We start from the raw sequence: 24,080 nt of genomic DNA on the forward strand, positions 1-24,080 counted from the left end.
TCGCCTCAGCCCGGACCCGCGCCTGCGCGCGAATGCTCGTCGGTCGGCACCAAGATGAGCCAAGCCGCTGCGTTCAGGGCATCCCAGTGATCGGGATCGACCTCGATCCCCTGCTCCAGCGCGTGATTGTAGTTGGCGGCGAATTGCGCGGCCGAGATTTCGTGGCGCTGCAGCTCGGGGTGTTCGACCTGACGTGTCACCGCATCCGCCAGCAGTGTCGGCTGGTTGGTGCAGATGATCGTGATGGTCGAAATCTCCTTGCTGTCATCGGCATTGTCGACCCGCCAGTAATGCGGGAAGATCGCGCCGCTTTCAAAGCTGGCCCCGTGCGACCCGGCCTGATCCTTCCAATAGGCCGAGATATAGACGCCCTGTTGCGCCACCAGTGACAAGCTGCGCAGGATCAGCCCCGGATAGCGGCAGTTGGCCAGTTCGATGATCGCAAAGCCGGTCTTGTTGGCCTTCGAATGCATCAGGTATGCGGCCAGCGAGCCATGTTCGCAGACATCCGCCCCTCCGGCATCCAGAACGGCGATGTCGTCATTTTCGAACACTAGCCGCGGGGTTGCACCCCCTTTGGGGGCCAGCGGCGGCAGAGCCACGCGGTCGAACCCGCCCAGACCTGCCATTTGCGACCATGTGACCAGCTGGGCTGCGTCTTCGTAATCTCCGATCTCGTGCCCGGCGCCTTCATAGGCGCGGGACAGGGCGGCGATCATTTCGTTGCGGGATACTTTCATGCTACAGCCTCCTCGATCTGCGGTTTCAGCGGCAGGAACCAGCTTTCATAGGTGTGGCCGATGTCATCGATCAGCGGCGCGCCCTGATACATCGTGTTGCGCACCCACAGTTTCGAGCGCGGGTCGAACTTGCTGACACCAAAGAAGGCCAGCTTGCAGCGCAGTAGATCCATCGGACGCACGTTCCGGTCCGCAAGGTTGGCGCAGATTTCGGCGTATTTGTGTTTGCTCATGGTCTGGATACGGCGCACGATGCTTTTCAGCGCGGGGCGACGCAGCAAGAAGTGGATGACATCGCTGTCGGGATGTTCCTCAAGGTCTTCCAGCAGCACGTCATAGCACGCGCGGACACGGCGACCGATGGGCAACGGCATCTGCTTTTCCACCCCGGGATCGGCACCGGCAAAGCCCAGACGCGGTTCCAGCTTTTCTTCCGAACGATACCAGAACGCATCCGAATGCTCGGGCTTGGAAAAGTCGATGGCCAGCGCCCAGTCATAGCGGTCTTCGATCAGGGCGCGCAGTTGGGCGGTGGTCATGTCCGGGTCAATCACCGGGTTGGGGATGACGGCAAAGCTGTCCTCCAGATCGTTCACCAGCTCCGGGTGAATTTCCAGACACAGCGCGTGGATCAGCTCCTGTGTCTCAAGGCTCCAGGCGTCGCGGGCGTGATCGGACAGAACCGACCATGTTTCCAGCGCATCGCCTTGGGCCGAGAGCCAGTCGCGCACTTCGGCCAGTTCCGCGATCAGAATGCGATTGCGTTCGATCTGTTCCTCATCCCCGGTGCGGCTTTCGGCAAAGTGCTGCTCGGCCCGGTCGATCAGATCGTGGAACAGCTTGATCCGCCAATCGGTCGGTGTCGCCTTGTGCAGAACCTGCGCCAGCGCGGTTTCGCGCATTTCGATCCACTGGCTCAGCAACTCACCATGGTTCACCAGATACGGCGCCATGCCCAGACCGGTCGAGTTACCGATGCCAAAGAACCGTTTCAGCTGATCATCCAGCGCAACTGCGGTTTCGGGCGCGCGGGCTTTGGCGATGTGATCCACCTGATCCAGGCTGAACTGACGCAGCATGTAGCAGATGAACATCTCGGGCGCGAAGGGGCGGTTGAAGTCGGCGAATTTGACCCGCACCTTGTTCCAGTCGGCCATGCCCAGCTTGCCGCTGCCATAGACGGCGGTGGTGCGATAGAGATAGCCCACATCGGCAATCCGCTCGGCATCGGGCTGACGGCCAGCGCACAGTTCATCCAGCACATAGCTGAACAGGCGCGAGCTGCGGTTGGCGCGCGACAGGCTGAAGACGCGGGCATCGACGCGACCAGCCTCTTGCTTGGGCACGTTGCGGCGCATGTCCGCCAGCCAGATGTCATCAACCTCGCCCTCGCACAGGGCCATGGTCAGGTCCCAGCTGGTGGCGATCACGCGGTCATTGCGGTCTTCGTCGGACAGGTAGTTCGAGAACAGCACAAAGCTGAATACGTCGTTGGGCGTTTCGATGCGATAGATCGCGGTGCCGTACCCGTCACTGTCCAGATCGAAACGCTGGCGGTCGATGGACCATTCCTCTTTCATGATCCGGCGCACCAATGTGCGCATAAAGCTGAGCGTCGACGAATGCAGCGACCCAAGCCGGGCAAGGTCCATGACCTCGGCCTCGGGGCGCATTCTGTCGGAAATAGCAGCAAGCATTTTGACCCTCCTACGTCTGAATTGCGTTGAGGGAATGTTTCGCCGGTCGCCGGTTCTAAGTAAAATTTGAAGTTTTTGGAGATTTATAACTTTATTTTATAAATCAGAGTTAGCCTGCACAGTATTGTTCGGAAACTGCGCTGAAATCTTGTGAGAGTGCGCCTGAAGATGTCTCAGGACCCCTTGCGCGGCCTCGGACAAAGGGCGCGCCGTCGCGCTGACAAGGCACAGATCACGATAAAGATCAGGCTCGGCAAGCGTTCGATACACCAAAGACGGGTTCAGGTAATCCGGTGACGCCAAAGCGGGCAGAGCCGACACCGCCCCACCCTGTTCGACAATGCCCACCAGCGCCGCAATGGTGAGCACATTGAAATCAGGTTCAGTCACAGAATCCGACAGCCCAGCCATGCCATCCGTCACACGGCTGATCCCGGTGTCAGAGGCCATCCCGACGAAAGACTGATCGCCTAGATCAGCCCAAGTCAGTTGATCTTTGCGTCGCGCCAACGGGTGATCCGCCCGGCAGATGAGACCCATCCGATCCCGTATGAACGGCGCATATTGTAACGCATCGGAACCCGACCAGCTATTGACGATCCCGAAATCCGCAGACCCGTTCTGAACCTGCGTTTCGACCCCGCGCCCGTTGTCGTCCTGAATGTGAATGATCACATCAGGCGCGATGGTCGCGTAGTCCCGGATCATCTGTGGCAATATCCGGATCGCCACCGAGGGCAACGCGGCGATCCGCACCCGGTTGCGCTGTTTTCTGGCGCTGGACCGGGCCGACAGAATGGCGGCATCCAGATCGTTCAGAATAGCCTCGGCCTTGACCAGAAACTCTTGCCCCTGCCGCGTCAGCGACACCGAACGGGTGGTGCGTTTCAGCAGGTCGACCTCAACGTTTTCCTCGAACTGTTTGATGCTGAGGGTCAGGGCAGGCTGCGAGATAGCAAGCGCATCCGCAGCCTTGCTGAACGACCCCAGCCGGGCCACCTGCACAAAAGCGCGCACCTGTTTGAGCGTAACGTTTCTGGATACGGGATTGGACATGAGCAGACCCTATAACAGTCCTTCAACCGTTGCCCGCAAAAACCGCAATGCCCCCGCGATCGGTCGTGGAGGCACCAGGATTCAAACCTGCCCCACCATACGACGCAGGGTGCTGTCCTTGTCGATGACGTGATGCTTCACCGCACCCACGATATGCAGCGCGATGACGGCGATCAGGATTTTACCCGACAGGATATGGACGTTTTCGGCCACATCCCCCAGCGCCTTGTTGATCGCCACGGGCCGCCCCGTGTCGCCGATATTGGCCGCAATCAGGTCGAACCCGAACACCGTCAGGCCGCGCCCGCCCATGTAGGAATCCAACATCCCCGAGATCGGCATGGCAATCGTGCCAAGGATCAGCACCCAGTGCATCACTCGCGCTAGCCCGTGTTCCCAATTCGCACCAGTGCTGACATCCTCGGGCCAGCCTTTGCGCAGGCGCAGAACCGCGCGCCACAGGATGAAGCCGAAAATCATGACGCCAAAGGACTTGTGCAACGGATAGAGCCACCGGGCACCCTCGGCGCGGGTCATGTAAAGGCCCGCCGCAATCAGGGCGATCATGCCCAGCCCAACGATCCAGTGTAGGCTGATTTCAGTACGTGAAAGAGGTTTGGTAGACATGGCTTGGTCTCTTATTGCTATGTCGCGCGTTACGTGTCTAACGATCCAGCAGAGCAGTTCCGGCGAAATAAACCTGTTCGGCTTGCGTTTCGCTCAGCTGCTCGGCGGGGATGGTGAAAATGTCGTGGTTCAGGACCACCAGATCGGCAGATTTGCCCACTTCGATGGACCCGGCCCGGTCGTCGATTCCCAGAACGCGCGCGCCGTTGATGGTGTAAAGCTCCAGCGCCTGTTCCAGCGTGACCGCTTCGGCATGCGCCAGCGTTTCGCCGGGGCGTTCGCCAAAGGGGTTGGCGCGGGTGACAAAGGCCTCGATTCCATTCCAGGGGTTCAGGTCCGGCACCACCGGCCAATCGGATCCTGCATTTGGGAAAGACCCGGTTTCGCGCAGCTTCACGGCGGGGCAGTAATCGCTCATCCGCTCTGCGCCCAGCAGGTCCAGCATGCCGTCGGCCAGCGCGCTGGGGTACCAGAACATCGGCGAGAAATTGGCCACCACGTCCAGTTCGGCAAAGCGCGGGATGTCGGCGTCATCGATCAGGCAGGCATGGGCCAGTTGGTGATGCGGGCCGCCGTCGCCATTGGCCCGGCGCGCGGCCTCAATCGCGTCCAGCGCGGCCCGGACGGCGCGGTCGCCCACCGTGTGCATCTGCACCGACATGCCCTGAGCATCCAGCCATGTGACGATCTCGGCCAGTTCTTCGGCGGAATAGTTTAGCTCACCGGACTCGTCAGAGCCGTGGTAGTGCTCAAGAAAAGCGGCGGTTTTGGTCGGCGGGGTGCCGTCCAGCGTCAGTTTCGAAAAATAGCTGTTCAGATGCGGGATATCCGCCGTCAGCGCGCGTTGTTCCAGATAGGCTTGGCGATAGGCGTCCAGCGGTTCATCCCCCTGGTTCCAGCCCAATCCAAGACCCACATGCATTGGCACGCCGCTGTCTTCCTCGACCGCCAGATACGCGGCTGAGTTGTTGGGGAACACGTAGGAATCCAGCATGCCCACAAAACCATAGCCGGTCAGCACCTCGATCGCGGTTTGCAGCGCGACCTTTTCCTGCTCGGCCGTGGGGCGCGGGATCACATCGCTGACGGTGCGTCCGGCCTCTTCGATGAAGAAGCCCGACAGGTTGCCGTCGCCGTCGCGCAGAACCAGATCGCCAAACTCTTGGGTGTTGGTGGCCGTGACGTCTGCGGCCTGCATCGCGACCGAATTCGCATAGGTGTTGTGGCGGCTGAAATCGTTCAGGATGACGCCATGTCCTTCGGTCGCGGCATCAAAGGCGGCCAGCATCTCGGCAAATGTCATGTCGGTCGGGGTCATCAGTTGCGGACCCCAGCCCGCGCCTTTCAGCCACGCTCCTTCGGGCAGAGCGTCGACACAGGTACGTACGGCGTCCAGAAAGGCGTCGAAATCGGCATCCCCGTCCAATGTGCATTGATACAGCATCGCCTCACCCCCGCCCTGCGGGTGCACATGGCTTTCATACAGGCCGGGGATCACGGTTTGGCCACCCAGATCAACGGTTGCCGCCTGATCCCCTGCCGTGCCCCGCGCGTCAGCGGCGTCACCGACAAAGGTAAAGACGCCATCCTCGATCACCACCGCCTCGGCCCAGGGGGCAGCGGCATTGCCGGTGTAAATCTTGCCATTGGTCAAAAGCTGCGTGTCTGCAAGGACCGCCGGGGCCGCGACAAGACAGGCCAGAACCGAAGCGGTTCCGCGCCAGAAAGAACGTTTCATTTTCACTTACCTTGTACATCCGGGCAGAGCCCGTCCGGTTTGGGAGAAACGCGGGCCGGACGCGGCCCGCTGCTCAGGGGCTTAATGCCCGTATTCTTTGGTCGGGTTGCGGTACATCGTGTGGTAATGCCCGGCCCCTTGGGCGCTGTCGCCCACATTGCCGCCGGTTGAGAGCATCTCGATGATCAGTGTCGGACCCTGAATACGCATATAAGTGGGGGTGTTCACCTCATCCGTGCCGGTCCATGCGAATGAGATATCATCCAGTCCGTCGGCCAGTTCAGCCATACGAGGTTCGGCATTTTCATCCGGCTGGATCGAGACCCATTCGTTGATCGCCATCAGCAACAGCGCCTTTTGGTCGTCGGTCATCTCAGAAGCAGACAATCCAATCACGGGCGGAATGGTGCCATCCTGTCCCGGGCCGGTCAGCACATCCTCGGGGATCGTGCCCGCATCCGCTGCCGCCTGTTGGCCCGCGTCCAGGGCGGTGAAAACCGCATAGCCCGACAGGTGCATGTCGCGTACCGCCTCATAGTCGACGCCGTTGATGGTAAAAATCGCAGGCTCGGTGCCGACAAAGGTGGGTGACATGGTTTCCACACGGTTGCCCTCGATCGAGATGTTCAGCGCGAGGTGATGCCCCCCGAACTGCCAGCCCCAGGGGGTGTCAGTCGAAGGTGTACCAAAGAAGGACAGCCAGTAATTCTCGGGCGCCCATTGCAGACGTTTGGCACGTTTGTCTGTGCTCAGAAACGCCTCGGCCGCCATCACCTCGGCCACGCTGCGATAGCCTTCTTCGCCCAGGGACGAGGCGAGAAAGCCAAACAGCAAGCCACGCTGTTCATCAGACAACTCGCCCACAGAAATCCCGGTACGATCTACAATGCCCGCAGGCAGGTTGGACCAATTCGCGCGATTGGAGCTGTCCTGATCGAACATGAACTGCGCTTTGGTGGCCTCGTCAATGCTGGCCAGAAAGGCCTGGGCGGCCTCAAACGCGGCGGCACCGGATGCGGGCCCGTAAGGTTGAGCATAGTCTGGGATCGGCACGATCTGCATATGGTCATGCGTCGGGGCATCATGCGCCGACACGGCAGTGGCCATGAAAAGGGCGGCAGTTGTCGTCAAAATCTTCATGGTCATCTCCTTATTCCACGCCCGCGCTGTCGGGCCAGGTCACGCGCAAATTCTCTCGGAAAGCAAAACGCTCTAGGTGCGCGCCAACAATATCTTCAACCTGCCGCAGGTTTTCGACGGTTTCTGCCTGAGCATTCAGCACCAGCAGATCACCCTGAGCCTGCGCTTGGGCCGTGCCCATCGAGAAATAGAATACGGCAACATCCCCCTCTTGTTCGACAACGATCTTGTGACCAAAATGCTTGGACAGCTGGGCAACATAGCCATCGGCCTTGGAGGTTGTAAGCGTAACATGTGACGACAAGGTCATCGGGCATTCTCCGGTTTGTTCGGCAGAAGAAATAGCAACCGATGCTTTGCCCGATAAGCCCGCTTTATCCGACTTCTTTCATCGAAATTCTGAATGAATATGTAGCCGCGCTTCGGTCGAAACCGCTTGAAGGACCGTCTTGCGTACAGCCGGAACACTCATGCCATTTAGGAATAGGTGTATTCCAAGTTATCGTGGCTCAACACCTACTTGGACCGTGTTTCTTTGGTTAGGGTGGCGATCTAAGGTACCCTTTGCTGGAAATGACTTGGCCATGTTCACACGCTCCCGACGCACTCAGACTGCAAAACTGTCCCAAATTGTTCAGATTTCCGAAGCGGTCCGCTCCCGCAAAGCGGCCGGTGAGGATGTTCTGAGTTTCGGCACTGGCGAGCCGGATTTTCCAACGCCTGCGCATGTGGTGCAGGCAGCACATCAAGCCATGCTGAACGGGGATACTTCTTACCCTCCGACACAGGGCACGCCGGCCCTTCGCGCGGCAATTGCGGCACGCGCCGAGGTCGACCCGGCGCAGGTGATTGTCTCGACCGGTGCGAAACAGGTTCTTGCAAACGCCTTTCTGGCCAGTCTGGATCCGGATGACGAGGTGATTGTACCCGCCCCCTACTGGACATCCTACGCAGACATAATTGCAATCTGTCAGGCCAGACTTACGGCAGTTCCCTGTACAGCGGCCTCTGGGTTCAAACTGACGCCCGACCAGTTAGAGCGCGCAATCACGTCCAAAACCCGATGGTTGCTTTTGAATACACCCGGCAATCCGTCGGGCGCCATGTATTCAGCAGCCGAGTTGCGGGCGCTGGCCGACGTCCTGCACAGGCATCCTCAGGTCTGGATTCTTGCCGACGAGATCTACGAACACATCTCCTATGATCCGTTTACCTCTTTTCTAAGTGCTGTGCCCGAACTGGCCGAGCGCACACTTACGGTCAACGGAGTGTCCAAAGCTTACGCAATGACTGGTTGGAGACTGGGTTGGGGCATCGGCCCCACGGATCTGATCAAGGCAATGGTTGGCGTTCAGGGCCTGACGACTTCTGGGGCGTCTTCAATCTCGCAAGCTGCGGCGCTGGCTGCTTTGACCGGACCGCAGGAGCTGTTGGCTGAAAGGTGCGCCGTTTTCAAAGACCGCCGGGATTTCATTGTAGATGCATTGAGTGCCACCGGTCGACTGAACTGCGCTGTGCCGGGAGGTGCGTTCTACGTATTTCCGTCCTGCGAAGAATGTCTAGGGCTGAAAACGCCGGATGGGGCTATTCTGACCACAGATGCTGCGTTCTGCCGGTACATTCTGGACTACGCAGGCGTGGCTTTGGTCCCCGGTCGGGCGTTTGGCCTGCCCGGACATTTCCGCCTGTCCTATGCCTATTCGATGGAAGACCTGAAAGACGGGGTAACCCGCATCAGCAACGCGATCTCGGCCCTTTCTTAACAGCTTCCATCCATCATGCGCTGGGGCCCGTGTCGGTGCGTGGCTTTTCCTTACGCAAAAAGATGCCTTTGGAAAGAAGGCCTTATGGTAGTTTGGTGTGCAAAATGCGGCCATTATGCACACCACCCATCGTCGGCAGATTGATGAGCTTAGCTTATCCGCTATCAGTTTCGCCACGAAACCCGTCTATGTTCAACGCCAGCATTCGAACAATCTCCTCCGCGTTTTCGGCAGAGATGGATTTGCCCCGAATACGAATACGCATCTCGCCAGCGGACACTTCGGACAGAATCTCACCACCGCCCGAAAGCGTGACGGGGGACAACCGCTGAACCTCTTGGGGGCGACCGCCTCGGGCTTTGTCTTTTGTAGTTGATGGTGTCGTCTTCATGGCGGATTCGAGCAAGGCCCATTCCGATTTCGGATCAACCTCCCCTGCACCGGCCAACGCATTACGCAGAGCCGCCTGCGCACCATCACGCAAGGCCGCCGCCAGCTTCAAACCAGATTTCTCGGACAACGCCACGGGATGTTGTAACAGATCCCCCAGCGCCTCATGGACCATCGCAAAACTGCGCACCTTTGACCGCTTGGCTTTCGACGCCGCCGCGAACAACACATCGACAGCCGCCTCGGTCGAGGCAAAGACCCCCTGCCCTGCCGCCAGAACGGCAATGCGCCCCCGCTCGTAGGGGCTGAGGTTGGCACGCAGTTCATTCTCTTCGACCATCGAGACATAAGCGCCCTGCCCTGTCCCGGCCTCACGAATGAAGGCAGGAATATCAAGGAACCGAGGGTCTGTTGCGGCAAGACGCCGAAATGCGTCCAGACGCCTGAACCCTGAAATCAGACCAAAGGTATCACCGTCGCGCGCAACCTCGATCGGCGTGCGCAGTCCGTGAACCCGTAGCGATTCAATCAGCTCGGCCATGGCCTCTTCGTCTTCGACCATCCGGTCCCGACGTATGTAATCCGCATTGATCTGATCCAGTGGCAAACGCTCAGCCACCAATCCGGCATCCTGGGCGTCACGCCATTTGGCGGCGTCGCCCTGATCCTGTGCAAGGCTCATCCTGTCCGTGACCGCCGTCATACCATTCAGAGTGGCAGCCTCGGCCGCGACCTGAGCAATCGGCGGCACTGAAGATTTTGCCTCAAACGGGTTGGCCGAGGGTTTCGCGGCGAAACCTGCCTCAAGCTGCTCCAGCTCCGATGTGTCCGGGGCCGTCAGTCTTCTGCGTTTAGCCATCTGCTTCTCCTCCCATCTGAGCGTCGCGCCACCAACAGCCGATCAGAACCTGCTTGAATTCTGCATAGGTGCGATCAAAGGTTTCCCGACCGCGCACATATGTGTCGCGATTGAAATCCCTGTAATCAGCCTCATATATTCCATTGACCTGTTCACCGGCCTGCCCGACCAAAGCAGTATAGTCCTGCCGATAGGCGTTCATGAAATCGCCGAAATAAGCCTGAATGACATTGGCCATGTCGGTCTGTTGGCTGGCGTCGAACCGGGTGATGATCGCCCGGACAACATCCCATTCAAACTTGAGCTCTGGCAAACCAGCCGCCCTTTGCGCTGCGTTTTCGCCATCCTCGATGCTGGCAAAAGTCGTGTAGAGCATGTCAAAGAACCGCCCCGTCGAATCAAATTCCAGAAACGAGGCCCCCAGCGGGACCAATAGAATATCAGCCGCCGCCAGTGCATTGATCGTTAGGTACCCAAGTGCAGGAGGCGTATCGAGGAATACAATATCGTAATCGTTCAGAACGCCTTCGTCCTGCAGAAAATTGGTCAGACCGTCCCAAAGCGGCCAGCTGCGCAGACCCATGCGCCAAACCGGGATCTGAAACTCTGCCCAATACAAGTTCAGCTGGGCGCCGATCAGATCAATGTTGGGCCAATGGGTCTTTTGAATCACGTCGCGGGGCAGGGTGTTGAGCGCCTCCTGCAACGTTTCATCCAGCGGAATTTCCGGTTGTCCGGCCGCGGACCGCACACGGTTTTCTTCCTGAACCGCGCGAGCATAGTCCTTGGCGATCAGCGGGAAGACAGTTTGCCATTCGTCCGCAACTGTTCCGCCCAAGATCGAAGTCATTGATCCCTGACTATCCAGATCAATAACAAGGACTTTATATCCATCCAAAGCCGCTGACATGGCCAGATGAGCTGCCGTGGAGGTTTTACCAACGCCGCCTTTGAAATTCGCAACCGCGACCACTTTTGCTTCGACCCCTTCGGGCCGATAGGGCAGATACTCTTTGGTGCTGACCCCTTCGGTGGCAAAATGCTGACGCAATGTCAGGACTTCTTCCAACGTGAACCATTTTGAGCCCGCCTCCCCTTCGCCCTGAGGAAGATCAGGGTTTGCTTTTAGAACCCGACGTAGATGCGCAGGCGCAACCGGAATCAGGTACTTTGTGATTTCCCAGATCGAAAACCGCCGCAGCCGCTTTTCACCATCAGGGGCATAGCCGCGGCGGGCAAGATCTTCGCGACCTTTCGCACAGAAGGTGGCCGCTTTTGCGAATCGAGAGGTTCCGATAGGATCAGGCAACTTAGCCGCTGCCTGTTCTGGATCAAGGTTCAAATACGGTGGGAGTGGAGGTTGGGTTGTTTTGCTCACTGACGGTGCCTCGAATAATGTTCGCCTTTCCGGCGTATATCGGTGAACATAGCGAACATTCTTTTTCAAAGCTATCCTCTGGTTGAGAGTTTTCCACAATATTGTGCTCGGCAACTGAGTTTCGCGGCGAAACCAAAGAAAAAAGACAAAAACACAGCAACAAAGAGTTTATTATTTTTAAGATTTTTAGATTCTTTGATGGTAGAAAAGTCATTCGTTACAATGGGTAAGCTTAACTTGGGTGCCTGAAATCAGTATGATGGGAACCCGTTTGCAGGATCAAAGGTGCCTGTATACGGGATGACTGGTGCCGGGTTTCAGGACAAAGAGGCCCGATTCGCGGGAAGAGGCCGTTTCATCTCCAATAGACCCTAAAACAGTCTTTCGCAGCGGTATCAGACCTTGAGAAAAGATGAGTAGGCAGCTCGCTCCGGCACAATTCTGTGGATAACTCGACTCACCCAGCACTAAGGTACCCGGATGCGGGATTCCTGTCGCCCTGTATTTGGGTACCCAAATGTAATTGAACCCCGGGTACTTTTCGTGCAACAAATATGAAAACGAGCAGCCAGGCAGAATCATGCCGGAACCACAACTGAACATGGATCAGCTTACAGGCGCGTTGCGCCGTGAGACGGTCAAGAAGAACGTCGCCGCGATTCACATCAGCGGTAAGCTGACGTTGTTGCAGCGCAAACTGTCCAACGTTTTGCTTCTAAATGCCTATGACGCGCTTACGTCCGCCGCGACACATACAATTGATGCCCGAACCCTGGCGATGATGGTCGGATATAACTCCAACGACTTTGATACCCTGCGCGCCAGTCTGCGGGCCTTGGCCGAGACGGTTGCAGAATGGGATATGTTGGACGAACAGGGCCGCCAGGAATGGGGCGTATCCTCATTGCTGAGTTTTGCCAAGCTGAAGAACGGCGTGTGCGAATATGCCTATTCTCCGGCTTTGGCGCAAAAGCTCTATGACCCCAAGATTTACGCGCTTATTAACGTGCAGATTCAAAAGAACTTCAGTTCGGGTCATGGCTTGGCGTTGTATGAAAACTGCTATCGGTTTGTCCGAACCGGATCGACCGGGTGGTGGGCGCTGGATGTCTTTCGTAAGCTCATGGGGGTGGATGGCAGCGACTATTACAGCAGCTTCAAACATCTCAACGCCAAGATCATCAAACCCGCAGTGGCCGAGGTGAACAAAAGCTCGGACATTCTGATCGAACCAGAATTTCAGAAAAAGGGACGCACGGTGACCGAGATCAGGTTCCGGATCAAGGGCAACCCGCAAAAGGCTATGTTCGAAATTGACGACAGCGACGGGGTTCGGAACCTGAAAGTGTTCAAGACGCTTCGCGATCAAGGGGTGTCAGACCGGTTGGCCCGCCAGTGGATAGCCGAACATGGCGAGGAGTATGTCCAGCAAAAACTGGATTATGTAAGCGGGCAGGGCGGTATTAAATCGACCGTTGGTTATTTGTCCGCTGCGTTACGGGATGATTATCAGCCTGTAGAACAGGATACTGCGCCCGAACCCAGCCCCGAAGCCATCAAAGCCGCGCGTCAGCGCGATGCTGAAAAGGCGCTTGAGGATAAGGCATATGCGGAACGCGCTGCGGAACGATCTGAGCGGTCTCGCAAATTACAGTGCGTCGAAGATATGGTTTCGCGGCGAAACCCAACTCAGCGGGATGCGGATAAAAGGTTGTTCATGGCAGGGTTGGACAACGATTTAGACCGTGAGCATTTCCGTGCGCATGGTTGGAGGTCTGGTCTGAACGCAAACGCAATCTTTGACTTTTGGGAGGAACTTGAACCGGACATCTTCAATTGACCTGTGCGTCACTCAGCAAACATCTGGCTCTCCCGATACGGCGCGATGATGTGGTGCGCAAAACTTATATTTTTTGCGCAACGCAGATCGCTTCGTTCTGTAAAATCAGCCTAAGCGCCTAGGCAGTGTCAAACACTGGCAGCTTCGGTATTCGCCTCAATGCCCAGTCCACCGATCTGGGCGAGTAGGGCGAGTATTTCGGTTACGCCTTCTTTGTTGCGCAGGGACGAGAACACGAAAGGACGACCTTTGCGCATCCGTGTCGCATCACGTGACATAATATCCAAAGACGCGCCTACATAGGGCGCGAGGTCCGTTTTGTTGATGATCAGGATGTCAGACTTGGTAATTGCCGGGCCGCCTTTGCGGGGAATCTCCTCACCGGCTGCAACATCGATGACATAAAGCGTCACATCTGCCAGTTCGGGGCTGAACGTGGCCGACAGGTTGTCGCCGCCGCTTTCGATCAGCACGACCTCGACATCCGGGTGGCGGGCTTGCATCTCAGCCACGGCGGCGAGGTTGATCGAAGCATCTTCGCGAATGGCCGTGTGGGGGCAGCCACCGGTCTCAACACCGATGATCCGGTCTTGCGGCAGGATCTGCAACCGCATCAGCGCCTCGGCATCCTCGCGTGTGTAAATGTCGTTGGTGATCACACCGACCGAGATCTTGTCACGCAGGGCTTCGGACAATGCGGCCGTCAGGGTGGTTTTGCCCGCGCCAACAGGGCCGCCAATGCCCACGCGCAAAGGGCCGTTCATGTTGCTCATGTTCGGAACATCCTTGAATATTGAGTTTCGTGTTTCATCGACGCGATGTCGGATGCAAAAGCCGTTGATCCAAGATCATCCAGATTGGCTTCGATGGCTGTCTTGGCGATGCGTTGGCACAAAGGGGTCAGATCACGCACCAGATGTTGCGCTTGGGTCTGGCCCAGCGGAACCAGGCGCGTCGCACAGGCCACGAGGTTGGACATGAAGGCCTGAAGAAACATCTGCGCAGTCAGAGGCAAGGGCAGGGACTGCGTTTTTGCCGCATAACCGACGGCAACCGGATAGGTCAGCGCGCTCAGATCAATCGTCCATACGGCCGCAGTCACGCCGCAGAACGCCTCGCCCAACAGGCGCGTTTCCAAGAGACGCTCGGATGAGGCGCTGAGTGCGCGTGCCGTCGCATCGACGTGGCTGAGCGTATCTTGCGTATCCGCCCGATAGGCCGCCGCCAACAGGATACTATCCGTCCGACCGGCCCCGTGTTCGATCACATCGCTGATCCAATCGCCAACCGCATCAGCATTGGTAACGGCTCCGGATTCTATAGCCCATTCCAACCCGTGGGAATAGGCAAACCCGCCCACCGGATATGCGGGTGAGAGCCATTGCGCCAGCGTCAAAATCTGGGCGTCAGTGGGCGTGGCCATGTGTCCGTCCGTGCCCATAAGCCCCGCCTTCGGGGGTAAAGGGTTCAACGGTTTCGCGCACGTCTGCCCCCAGTTTCTCCAGCATGTCGCGGATGACGTGATCGTGCTGGATCAGCAGCCGGTCCGCTTCGATCTGACAGGGGGTGTGTCGGTTCCCGATATGCCAGGCCAGCCGCAGCAGGTTCTCTCCGGTCACTTCCAGCAGGTTCTCGGGGGCGGCGACAATCTCAACCGCGCGCCCATCCTCCAGCACCAGAACCCCGCCATGGTCCAGTGACTTGGTTTGCGCCAGATCGACCAGAAAGGCCTCTCCGTCATCGGTGGCAAGCATTTTGCGGCGCAGGAACCGCCCGTCATAATCCAACGAGACCTGAGCATGCGCCGGTGCATGCGCGTGGTCGTGATAGATGCGGGCAGTTTTGATCGCGGTGGTCATCGGGGGCCTCCTATAATCTCAGAACATGAAATAGCGCTGTGCCATGGGCAGAACCTCAGCCGGTTGGCAGGTCAGCAATTCGCCATCGGCGCGCACTTCGTAGGTTTCGGGGTCGACCTCGACATGGGGCGTCGCGTCGTTCAGCAGCAGATCGCGCTTGCCAATGCTGCGGGTGTTTTGCACAGCGAGCGTCTGTTTCGCCAAACCCAGTGTATCACCAATCCCCTCGGCCTGCGCCGCTGCGGAGACAAAAGTGATTGCAGAATGTTCGACCGAACGGCCATAGGCCCCAAACATAGGTCGGCTGTAGACCGGTTGCGGTGTCGGGATTGAGGCATTTGGATCGCCCATCTGTGCACAGGCAATGGTGCCGCCCAGCAAGACCATCTCGGGTTTGACCCCGAAAAAGGCGGGGTTCCACAGCACCAGATCGGCGCGTTTGCCTTCTTCGATACTGCCAATCTCATGGCTCAGACCATGGGCAATCGCCGGGTTGATCGTGTATTTCGCGATGTAGCGGCGCACGCGCATATTGTCGTTTTCGCCGGTTTCCTCGGGCAGGCGACCGCGTTGTTTCTTCATCTTGTCCGCGGTCTGCCAGGTTCGGATCAGCACCTCTCCGACACGGCCCATGGCCTGACTGTCGGACGCGATGATCGAAAACGCGCCAATGTCGTGCAGGATGTCTTCTGCCGCGATGGTCTCGCGTCGGATACGGCTTTCGGCAAAGGCCACGTCCTCGGGGATGGATTTGTCGAGGTGGTGGCAGACCATCAGCATGTCCAGATGCTCTTCGACCGTGTTCACGGTGAAGGGCCGCGTCGGGTTGGTCGAGGAGGGGAGAACGTGGTTCTCGCCACAAATCTTGATGATGTCGGGGGCATGGCCGCCACCTGCGCCCTCGGTGTGGAAAGCGTGGATTGTGCGGCCTTTCATGGCGGCCACGGTATTTTCCACGAAACCGGATTCGTTCAGCGTGTCGGTGTGGATCATCACCTGTACGTCCATCGCGTCCGCGACCGAGAGGCAGCAGTCGATGGCGGCAGGGGTGGTGCCCCAATCTTCGTGCAGTTTGAGAGCGCAGGCCCCGGCCTTGACCTGCTCCTCTAGGGCGGCGGGCAGCGAGGCGTTGCCCTTACCTGCAAAAGCCAGATTCATCGGGAAGGCATCCGCCGCCTGCAACATCCGCCCGATATGCCAGGGACCCGGCGTGCAAGTGGTGGCCAGAGTGCCATGCGCGGGGCCAGTGCCGCCGCCCAGCATGGTCGTGAGGCCGGAATGCAGAGCGTCTTCGATCTGTTGCGGGCAGATAAAGTGGATATGGCTGTCAAATCCGCCTGCGGTCAGGATGCGCCCTTCGCCCGCAATGGCCTCGGTCCCCGGTCCGATGATGATGTCGACACCGGGCTGTGTGTCGGGGTTCCCGGCCTTACCGATCTTGGCGATGCGCCCGTCTTTCAAGCCCACATCCGCCTTGTAGACACCAGAATGATCCACGATCAGCGCATTGGTAATGACCGTATCCACGGCCCCCCCCGCGCGCGTGACCTGAGATTGCCCCATCCCGTCGCGAATCACCTTGCCGCCGCCGAACTTGACCTCTTCGCCATAGGTGGTCAGGTCGCGTTCAACCTCGATCACCAGATCGGTATCGGCCAACCGTAGTTTGTCGCCGGTGGTGGGGCCGAACATGGCGGCATAGTCTGAGCGTTTGATTTGTGCTGGCATCAGAGCGCCCCCATGACCTTTTGATTGAACCCATAGACCTTGCGCGCACCGCCGATAGGGATCAGCGAGACCTCGCGTTCTTGTCCCGGCTCAAACCGAACGGCGGTGCCGGGGGCGATGTCCAGACGCAACCCATGCGCGGCGGCGCGGTCGAACTCCAGCGCTGGGTTGGTTTCTGCAAAATGATAGTGCGAGCCGACCTGAACCGGGCGGTCGCCGGTATTGGCGACCATCAGCGTCACGGCCGAGGCACTGGCGTTCAATGTGATCTCGCCCTCGGCCGGGAACAGCTCTCCGGGGATCATTTGTTCAGCTTTGTGATCAGTGCAACGGCGGCCAGTGCGACAACGGCCAAGCCAACGCCCAAGGTGGCGTAATCCGAGCCATGCGCGTGAATATGCGTGCCGTTATGAGCTGCGGCCGGGCCAGCAAGGATCAGGGCAGGGAAGAGCATACGGGTCATATCAGTGTTCCTTTGTTAGCGAATAGGGTTGTGGACGGTCACCAGCTTGGTGCCATCAGGGAAGGTGGCTTCGACCTGAACCTCGTGGATCATCTCGGGCACGCCCTCCATGCACTCTGCGCGGGTGATCACCTCGGCTCCGGCCTGCATCATGTCGGCGACGGATCGGCCATCGCGGGCGCCTTCGACCACGGCGTCTGTGATCAGGGCGATTGCCTCGGGGTGGTTCAGCTTGACGCCACGGGCCAGCCGCTTGCGGGCAACCTCGGCGGCCATGGCAACCAGCAGTTTGTCTTTTTCTCGGGGCGTCAGGTTCATGTCAGAGCATCCAGCATCGGGGAAGAGTGTCGTTGTTTAGACGCCGCAGGATCGGCAGCAGCGCGCGGCGCAGGGCAAAGCTGTTATCGGCCAGAATGCGGATCACCAGCAGATCATTCTGTATCAGGCTGGCTCCGCCCGTCTCGGGCAACAGATCGCGGATCGGGTTCAGAAACGCTTCGGCTGTGGGCGCGGCAAACACCACCAGCGCCATCGCGCCTGCGCCATTGGCAATGGTGGGTTTGGCAAGGTGTGCATTCAGGTCGCCGGTGAAGGACGTCATGTCGAGGAATGACGGGGTGCCCGCGCGCCGAATCTCAACCCGGTCTTTCAGGCGAATATCAGTCAGAACTTCGCCCATTGCGGGGCGGCCAAAGACCATCGGTTCGACCAACAGGGCCGATGCCTCGGGCGCAAGATCAATGACCAGGCGCCGATCCAGAGCACAGCCGTTGAACAGAATCGTTTCCTGCGGCAGCCAGTTCACGCGGGCATGATCCTCGACCGTCAGTGTGTTTCGGATGGTGCCGGTCTGCCCCGGCTGGGCTTTGTAGGCGCGTTCGCATGCCTGGGTGGTCAGCGTCAGTGAGGTTTCCGACGCTGCCTTGCCCGAGAACAGGAACCTGTCGCCTCCGGTCACGCCTCCGGCGGTGTTCAGCAGCACGGCGTTCAGATCAGGGTTGTTGCCATGCGGAAAGAGGCATTTGAAAGACCCTGACTGGCGAAATCCGTCGATCACGCTGCGCGCGCCAAGTGGCTTGGTGCTGAGCGTGATCTGGCCCTCGGCGCGCGGCGCCAGGGCCGGTTCGGCAGGCTTTATGAAAGACATATGTGTGATTGCGGCAGCCTTCAGGTCTTTGACGTTTGGCGCTTTTTTCACCGCTGGGATGTCGAAACTCTATTGCGACCTGCCGTTTTTGTGCGTTCTGCCGCCCTGCTAGATTATTTTTTAATCACACATCCAGCATGCAGGTTAAAAATTAGGCAATTGGCGTTGGTGCCTTCAAATCCGAAGCTGCGGATTTGCCAAGTTCGCCGCAATGCAGAAAGCGTATGGATGCCCACCACGGGGAAAACGCCCCAGGGTGTGTGACGGCTGCGCGAATTGGACCTCGGACACAACCGCCACACGGAACGCAACAACAGTTGCGGGGATCAGGTAGAAGAGAAATGCGCCCTTGCGCAAGCCCTCTGTCCCGGCCCCGCCCAGGAGGATTACATGACATCTCTCAAATCCACGCTCGCCGGATCGGTTGTCTTTGCTGCTATGGCCACTGCTGCAATGGCTGAGGAAGACACGATCAAGGTCGGCGTTCTGCACTCGCTGTCAGGCACTATGGCGATCTCGGAAACCACGCTGAAAGACACCATGCTGATGCTGATCGACCAGCAAAACGCCAAGGGCGGCCTGCTGGGCAAACAGCTTGAGGCGGTTGTGGTCGACCCCGCATCCGACTGGCCGCTGTTTGCCGAAAAAGCACGAGAGCTGCTGACGGTGCATGAGGTGGATGTGATCTTTGGCAACTGGACGTCCGTCAGCCGCAAGTCGGTTCTGCCGGTGATCGAGGAACTGAACGGCCTGCTGTTCTATCCGGTGCAGTATGAGGGTGAGGAATCGTCCAAGAACGTGTTTTACACCGGCGCCGCGCCGAACCAGCAGGCAATTCCGGCGACCGACTATTTCCTGGATGAGCTGGGCGTCGAGAAATTCGCGCTGCTGGGCACCGACTATGTCTATCCCCGCACCACAAACAACATTCTGGAAAGCTATCTGAAGCAGAAGGGCATTGCGGATGACGACATCTTCGTGAACTACACGCCCTTCGGACATTCCGACTGGTCCAAGATCGTGGCGGACGTCGTCGCGCTGGGTGCGGATGGTAAAAAGGTCGGCGTGATCTCGACCATCAACGGCGATGCCAACATCGGCTTCTACAAGGAACTGGCCGCTGCCGGTGTCTCGGCGGATGACATTCCGGTTGTGGCCTTCTCGGTCGGCGAAGAAGAACTGTCGGGTCTGGATACCACCAACCTTGTGGGCCATCTGGCCGCGTGGAATTACTTCCAGTCGGCAGATACCGAGGCCAACGCGGAATTCGTTGAAACGTGGAAAGCCACGATGGGCGACGAGCGCGTGACGAACGACCCGATGGAGGCGCATTACATCGGCTTCAACATGTGGGTAAACGCTGCGACCGCAGCCGGTTCAACCGAAGTCGATGACGTGCGCGCCGCCATGTACGGGCAGGAATTCCCGAACCTGACCGGCGGAACCGCCGTCATGTTGCCGAACCATCATTTGGCCAAGCCGGTTCTGATCGGTGAGATTCAGGAAGACGGCCAGTTCGACATCATCAGCGAGACTGACGTTGTACCGGGCGACGCCTGGACCGACTTCCTGCCAGAATCGGCGGTGCTGGTATCGGATTGGAAAGAGCTGGGTTGCGGTATGTACAACACCGAGACCGAGACCTGCGTTCAGACGCTGTCGAACTACTAACCGACACGCAAGGCGGGTGATCACGCCCGCCTTGCCCCAAGACATCTCGGGTTTCACCACATGTTACGACTTTTCCTTGCGGGCCTCGCAATCCTGTGCGCCTGCCTGACTGCCACCGCGCAAGAGGCCGGTCTGCAACCGATCCTGCAAGAGCATCAGGAGATCATCGCCAAAAGCTCGCGCAAGACGATCGGGCCTGCGATTGACGCGATTGCCTCCAGCGGGTTGCCGCAAGCGCAGGTGATGTTGGAGACTTGGGCCGCCAAAGACATGTGGATGCGCAAGTCGGATGGTCTGTTCTTTGCCGGGGAAAAGGGTGAAGGACGCTCTTACGAGCTGACCGATTTCGACACCGGAGAGGTTGTCGGCACGTTTGAGAAATCCGACCTGAAACAGTTGAAACCCAACAGCGGCATCCGTGCGATGATCGGCACGGCTCTGGTTCAGTTCCAACTGACCGATCCGGACCGCGCTCGGCGACTGGCCGCTTTGCAATCCATCCAGCGCGATCCCGAGGGGGCCTTGCTGGAGCCCTTGCGTGCGTCGATAGATGATGAACCTGACGCTGATCTGAAGGCTCAGAAACAGCGACTCGAACGGTTGCTGACGATTGGATATGACGCCGATACTGCGGCGCGCGTGGCCGCGATTGAACAAATGTCAGGTGATCTGGGCGTCGACGTCCGTGGCGCGTTGAACCCTTTGGTCGTGACAAAACGACAGGCAGCCACCGAACTGCCACCGGATGTGAATATCGCCGCTGTGCTGCAACCCGGCTCGGAAACGCTGTCGCGCGATGAGGCATATGATCTGCTGGTTGCCAGCGATCTGGCAGCCGCGCGCGTTTCGCCGGGTGATATCCGAGCGGCGTTGGCGTCCAACATTGATGGAGGCCGCGTGGGCGATATCCCCGTGGCGCAACTGAATTCCGATGCAACCCGCACGCAAGCCTATGCAGCCTTGGCCGAGGCTGGTGTTGTTCCTGCCTTGGTGACTGAGGCCGATATAGACGCGGCGCTGGCTGAACATGTGTTCTTTGATACCTACACGGAACCCTCACCCGAAGTGACTGCCGCCGCCGAACAGGCACTGGAACAGATTGAGTTGAAGGTCGGCCTGAACCAGACGCTCGACCTGACATTGGACGCGATTTCCTTGGCGTCGATCTATTTCCTCGCCGCCATCGGTCTGGCGATCACCTTCGGCGTGATGGGCGTGATCAACATGGCCCATGGTGAGTTCATCATGATGGGCGCCTATACCGGTTACGTGGTGCAGCAGTTCGTCCCCGACCATACGCTGTCGATCATCGTCGCCATCCCGATGGCTTTTGCGGTCACTTTCGCCATGGGCGTCGCGATGGAGCGGCTGGTGATCCGTTGGCTGTATGCCCGCCCGCTTGAGACGTTGCTGGCGACATTCGGGATTTCAATCGCGCTGCAACAATTGGCTAAGAACATCTTCGGAACGCAGGCGCGCCCGCTGACCGCGCCCGGCTGGCTGGACGGGGCGTGGGTGCTGAACGATGTGGTCTCGATCAGTTACATCCGCATCGCGATCTTTGTGCTGGCGATGATCTTTCTGGGACTGTTTCTGTATATCATGAAGCGCACCCGGCTGGGGCTTGAGATGCGCGCCGTGACGCAGAACCCGCGCATGGCCGGGTCGATGGGCATCAATCCGGGGCGGGTGAACATGCTGACCTTTGGCCTTGGTTCTGGCATCGCCGGGATCGCCGGGGTTGCGATTGGCCTGTTCGCCAAGGTCACGTCTGATCTGGGCAGCGACTATATCGTGCAAAGCTTCATGACCGTGGTTGTCGGCGGCGTCGGCAATATCTGGGGCGCGCTGGCGGGGGCAGGCATGATCGGCTTCTTGCAAAAGGGGATCGAGTGGATGAACCCGTCGAACACCCTCGCGGCGCAAACCTACATGATCATCTTCATCATCATTTTCATCCAGTTCCGGCCAAGGGGCATTATCGCCCTCAAAGGCCGCGCGGCGGGGGATTGAGTCATGGACCGCAGCTTTGTCGCCAAGAACCCATCCGTGCTGGTCTTTCTGGCCATCCTGTCCCTGTTCACTTTGGGCGTCACCGTCCTGTCCGAAGGGTTCGGGATCGGCGTGATCTCAACCAGTTTCGTCAAGACACTGGGCAAAACCCTGTGCCTGTGCCTGATCGCCGTGGCGATGGATTTGGTCTGGGGGTTCACGGGTATCCTGTCCCTTGGCCATTTCGCCTTTTTCGGGCTGGGCGGCTACATGATCGGCATGTGGCTGATGTACGAACGAACCCGCCTGATCGTGGTCGAGTCGCTGTCGCAGGCCGATATACCGCCAACCCCGTCCGAGGTCGTGGACGCCATCGGCACACAAATCTTTGGCGTTGTCGGATCGTCCGAGTTTCCGCTGATCTGGGCCTTCTCGGACAGCCTGTTCCTGCAACTGGCGCTGGTCGTGTTGGTGCCGGGCCTGTTGGCGCTGATCTTTGGCTGGCTGGCATTCCGCAGCCGGGTCACGGGCGTCTACCTGTCGATCCTGACTCAAGCCATGACCTTGGCGCTGGCGCTGTACCTGTTCCAGAACGACAGCGGCTTACGCGGCAACAATGGCCTGTCGGGTTTGCAGAACCTGCCGGGTGTCACCGCATCACAAGACGTGGTGTCGATCTGGTTCCTCTGGGCCTCGGCTTTGGCCCTGGGGCTGGGCTATATGCTGGCGGCATGGGTGGTGTCGGGCAAATTCGGCTCGGTCATCCGCGGCATCCGCGACAACGAGGCACGGGTGCGGTTCCTCGGCTACTCGGTCGAGGTCTACAAACTGGCCGTCTTCACCTTGACCGCCTGTATTGCCGCCATTGCGGGCGCGCTGTACTACCCGCAGGCAGGTATCATCAACCCCGAGGAGATGGCCCCCATCGCCTCGATCTATCTGGCCGTCTGGGTCGCCATCGGCGGGCGGGGTCGCTTGTATGGCGCGGTCATCGGCGCGGCGTTTGTCAGCCTGCTCAGCACATGGTTCACCGGCGGGCAGGCCCCGGACATCCCGCTGGGGTTCTACACGATCAAATGGGTCGACTGGTGGCAGGTGCTGCTGGGTGTCTCCTTCGTGCTGGTCACGCTGTTCGCCCCCAAAGGGATCGGAGGGTTATTCGACCTCTGGACCAACCGCCGCGCGCCTCAGCGCCACGGTGCGGCACTGGGGCCCGATGAAAGCGCCTTGCGCGAAAAGGAGGCCACGGAATGAGCACCCTGCTAGAAGTCAGCGGCGTTTCGGTCACTTTCGACGGGTTCCGCGCCATCAACAACCTGTCCTTCCAGATCGGTAACGCCGAGCTACGCGCCGTGATCGGGCCGAACGGGGCGGGTAAGACGACCTTCATGGACATCGTCACCGGCAAGACCCGACCCGATGAGGGCCGCGTGATCTGGGGTGAGAAATCCGTTTCCCTGCTGCGCATGAGCGAGGCGAAAATCGCGCAGGCCGGGATTGGGCGAAAATTCCAGAAACCCACCGTGTTCGAGGATCAGTCCGTGCAGGAAAACCTGCTGATGGCGCTTAAGAACAAACGGGGCTGGGTGGGCGTGCTGTTTTATCGGCCTTCGGCGGGCGACCTTGAAAAGGTCGAGGAACTGGCCACGGAAATTGGTCTCAAGGACGAACTGACCCGCAAGTCCGGTGAACTCAGCCATGGTCAAAAGCAATGGCTTGAGATCGGCATGCTGCTGGCGCAGGAACCCCGCCTTCTGCTGGTCGACGAACCCGCCGCAGGGATGACCCCGCAGGAACGCGAACACACGACCGACCTGCTGGTACAGGCCGCCAAAACCCGCGCTGTGGTGGTTGTGGAACATGACATGGAATTCGTGCGTCGCCTGAATTGCAAGGTCACGGTGCTGCACGAAGGCTCGGTTCTGGCCGAGGGGTCTCTGGACCATGTGACATCAAATCAGGACGTCATCGACGTCTATCTGGGGCGCTAAG

General features: G+C 58.9%; 23 protein-coding genes. 6 read left to right on the plus strand and 17 right to left on the minus strand.

Features of this window, described 5'->3' with window-relative positions:
• Positions 1-5: 5 nt before the first annotated feature.
• From ACRZ94_RS16245 to ACRZ94_RS16275, 7 genes are all read right to left on the minus strand, one after another.
• Positions 6-740, minus strand: coding sequence for a DUF3726 domain-containing protein (locus ACRZ94_RS16245; protein WP_480797832.1), 735 nt, complete (start codon positions 738-740; stop codon positions 6-8).
• Positions 737-2,437, minus strand: coding sequence for a hypothetical protein (locus tag ACRZ94_RS16250; RefSeq protein ID WP_480797833.1), 1,701 nt, complete (start codon positions 2,435-2,437; stop codon positions 737-739). Before ACRZ94_RS16250 ends, ACRZ94_RS16245 begins: the two co-directional genes overlap by 4 nt.
• Before the next feature lie 96 nt (positions 2,438-2,533).
• Positions 2,534-3,493 (minus strand): LysR family transcriptional regulator, encoded by a 960-nt coding sequence (locus ACRZ94_RS16255; RefSeq protein ID WP_480797834.1) that lies wholly within the window; start codon positions 3,491-3,493, stop codon positions 2,534-2,536.
• An 81-nt stretch (positions 3,494-3,574) separates the two neighbouring features.
• Positions 3,575-4,120 (minus strand): cytochrome b, encoded by a 546-nt coding sequence (locus ACRZ94_RS16260; RefSeq protein WP_480797835.1) that lies wholly within the window; start codon positions 4,118-4,120, stop codon positions 3,575-3,577.
• Positions 4,121-4,157: 37 nt separating this feature from the next.
• Complete coding sequence (locus tag ACRZ94_RS16265; protein ID WP_480797836.1) at positions 4,158-5,858, minus strand: amidohydrolase; 1,701 nt, start codon at positions 5,856-5,858, stop codon at positions 4,158-4,160.
• Between the two features lie 81 nt (positions 5,859-5,939).
• A complete protein-coding gene (locus tag ACRZ94_RS16270) occupies positions 5,940-6,998 on the minus strand; it encodes a DUF3500 domain-containing protein (protein ID WP_480797837.1) in 1,059 nt (352 codons plus the stop codon).
• A 10-nt stretch (positions 6,999-7,008) separates the two neighbouring features.
• A complete protein-coding gene (locus tag ACRZ94_RS16275) occupies positions 7,009-7,308 on the minus strand; it encodes a DUF2218 domain-containing protein (protein ID WP_480655177.1) in 300 nt (99 codons plus the stop codon).
• A gap of 274 nt (positions 7,309-7,582) precedes the next feature.
• Here ACRZ94_RS16275 and ACRZ94_RS16280 point away from each other — a divergent pair, with 274 nt between their 5' ends.
• A complete protein-coding gene (locus ACRZ94_RS16280) occupies positions 7,583-8,761 on the plus strand; it encodes a pyridoxal phosphate-dependent aminotransferase (protein ID WP_480655179.1) in 1,179 nt (392 codons plus the stop codon).
• Positions 8,762-8,915: 154 nt separating this feature from the next.
• Here the strand turns inward: ACRZ94_RS16280 and ACRZ94_RS16285 are convergent, their stop codons facing one another.
• Together ACRZ94_RS16285 and ACRZ94_RS16290 are read right to left on the minus strand one after the other, a co-directional pair.
• The gene (locus tag ACRZ94_RS16285) at positions 8,916-10,010 is read right to left on the minus strand and encodes a ParB/RepB/Spo0J family partition protein (RefSeq protein ID WP_480655181.1); all 1,095 of its coding nucleotides are present in this window, start codon (positions 10,008-10,010) and stop codon (positions 8,916-8,918) included.
• Positions 10,003-11,388 (minus strand): AAA family ATPase, encoded by a 1,386-nt coding sequence (locus ACRZ94_RS16290; RefSeq protein ID WP_480655183.1) that lies wholly within the window; start codon positions 11,386-11,388, stop codon positions 10,003-10,005. Before ACRZ94_RS16290 ends, ACRZ94_RS16285 begins: the two co-directional genes overlap by 8 nt.
• A gap of 580 nt (positions 11,389-11,968) precedes the next feature.
• On the opposite strand from ACRZ94_RS16290, the gene ACRZ94_RS16295 reads away from it, so the two are divergent.
• Complete coding sequence (locus ACRZ94_RS16295; RefSeq protein ID WP_480655185.1) at positions 11,969-13,228, plus strand: replication initiation protein; 1,260 nt, start codon at positions 11,969-11,971, stop codon at positions 13,226-13,228.
• Between the two features lie 128 nt (positions 13,229-13,356).
• Here ACRZ94_RS16295 and ureG read toward each other — a convergent pair whose 3' ends face one another.
• From ureG to ACRZ94_RS16335, 8 genes are read right to left on the minus strand one after another with little or no spacing between them, the layout of a single operon-like run.
• Positions 13,357-14,001 (minus strand): urease accessory protein UreG, encoded by a 645-nt coding sequence (gene ureG, locus ACRZ94_RS16300; RefSeq protein ID WP_480655187.1) that lies wholly within the window; start codon positions 13,999-14,001, stop codon positions 13,357-13,359.
• Positions 13,998-14,651 (minus strand): urease accessory protein UreF, encoded by a 654-nt coding sequence (locus ACRZ94_RS16305; RefSeq protein ID WP_480655189.1) that lies wholly within the window; start codon positions 14,649-14,651, stop codon positions 13,998-14,000. Before ACRZ94_RS16305 ends, ureG begins: the two co-directional genes overlap by 4 nt.
• Complete coding sequence (ureE, locus tag ACRZ94_RS16310) at positions 14,635-15,087, minus strand: urease accessory protein UreE (protein ID WP_480655191.1); 453 nt, start codon at positions 15,085-15,087, stop codon at positions 14,635-14,637. The genes ACRZ94_RS16305 and ureE overlap by 17 nt, the downstream gene beginning before the upstream one ends.
• A gap of 18 nt (positions 15,088-15,105) precedes the next feature.
• The gene (gene ureC, locus ACRZ94_RS16315) at positions 15,106-16,815 is read right to left on the minus strand and encodes an urease subunit alpha (RefSeq protein ID WP_480797838.1); all 1,710 of its coding nucleotides are present in this window, start codon (positions 16,813-16,815) and stop codon (positions 15,106-15,108) included.
• Positions 16,815-17,120: an urease subunit beta gene (locus ACRZ94_RS16320; protein WP_480655195.1), complete on the minus strand. Its 306-nt coding sequence runs from the start codon at positions 17,118-17,120 to the stop codon at positions 16,815-16,817. The genes ureC and ACRZ94_RS16320 overlap by 1 nt, the downstream gene beginning before the upstream one ends.
• Positions 17,117-17,278, minus strand: a complete 162-nt coding sequence (locus tag ACRZ94_RS16325; RefSeq protein ID WP_480797839.1) for a peptidase M23 — start codon at positions 17,276-17,278, stop codon at positions 17,117-17,119. The genes ACRZ94_RS16320 and ACRZ94_RS16325 overlap by 4 nt, the downstream gene beginning before the upstream one ends.
• Before the next feature lie 15 nt (positions 17,279-17,293).
• The gene (locus ACRZ94_RS16330) at positions 17,294-17,596 is read right to left on the minus strand and encodes an urease subunit gamma (RefSeq protein WP_480655199.1); all 303 of its coding nucleotides are present in this window, start codon (positions 17,594-17,596) and stop codon (positions 17,294-17,296) included.
• A 1-nt stretch (position 17,597) separates the two neighbouring features.
• The gene (locus ACRZ94_RS16335; protein WP_480797840.1) at positions 17,598-18,425 is read right to left on the minus strand and encodes an urease accessory protein UreD; all 828 of its coding nucleotides are present in this window, start codon (positions 18,423-18,425) and stop codon (positions 17,598-17,600) included.
• A gap of 390 nt (positions 18,426-18,815) precedes the next feature.
• On the opposite strand from ACRZ94_RS16335, the gene urtA reads away from it, so the two are divergent.
• From urtA to urtD, 4 genes are read left to right on the plus strand one after another with little or no spacing between them, the layout of a single operon-like run.
• The gene (urtA, locus tag ACRZ94_RS16340; RefSeq protein ID WP_480655203.1) at positions 18,816-20,096 is read left to right on the plus strand and encodes an urea ABC transporter substrate-binding protein; all 1,281 of its coding nucleotides are present in this window, start codon (positions 18,816-18,818) and stop codon (positions 20,094-20,096) included.
• 60 nt (positions 20,097-20,156) lie between these two features.
• Complete coding sequence (gene urtB, locus ACRZ94_RS16345; RefSeq protein WP_480797841.1) at positions 20,157-22,109, plus strand: urea ABC transporter permease subunit UrtB; 1,953 nt, start codon at positions 20,157-20,159, stop codon at positions 22,107-22,109.
• A gap of 3 nt (positions 22,110-22,112) precedes the next feature.
• Complete coding sequence (urtC, locus tag ACRZ94_RS16350; protein ID WP_480655206.1) at positions 22,113-23,342, plus strand: urea ABC transporter permease subunit UrtC; 1,230 nt, start codon at positions 22,113-22,115, stop codon at positions 23,340-23,342.
• Positions 23,339-24,079 carry an urea ABC transporter ATP-binding protein UrtD gene (gene urtD / locus ACRZ94_RS16355; RefSeq protein ID WP_480655208.1) on the plus strand — a complete coding sequence of 247 codons (741 nt, stop codon included), beginning with the start codon at positions 23,339-23,341 and terminating at the stop codon, positions 24,077-24,079. The genes urtC and urtD overlap by 4 nt, the downstream gene beginning before the upstream one ends.
• The last annotated feature ends 1 nt before the right edge of the window (position 24,080 follow it).

Source organism: Ruegeria sp. CH10, from assembly GCF_056537125.1.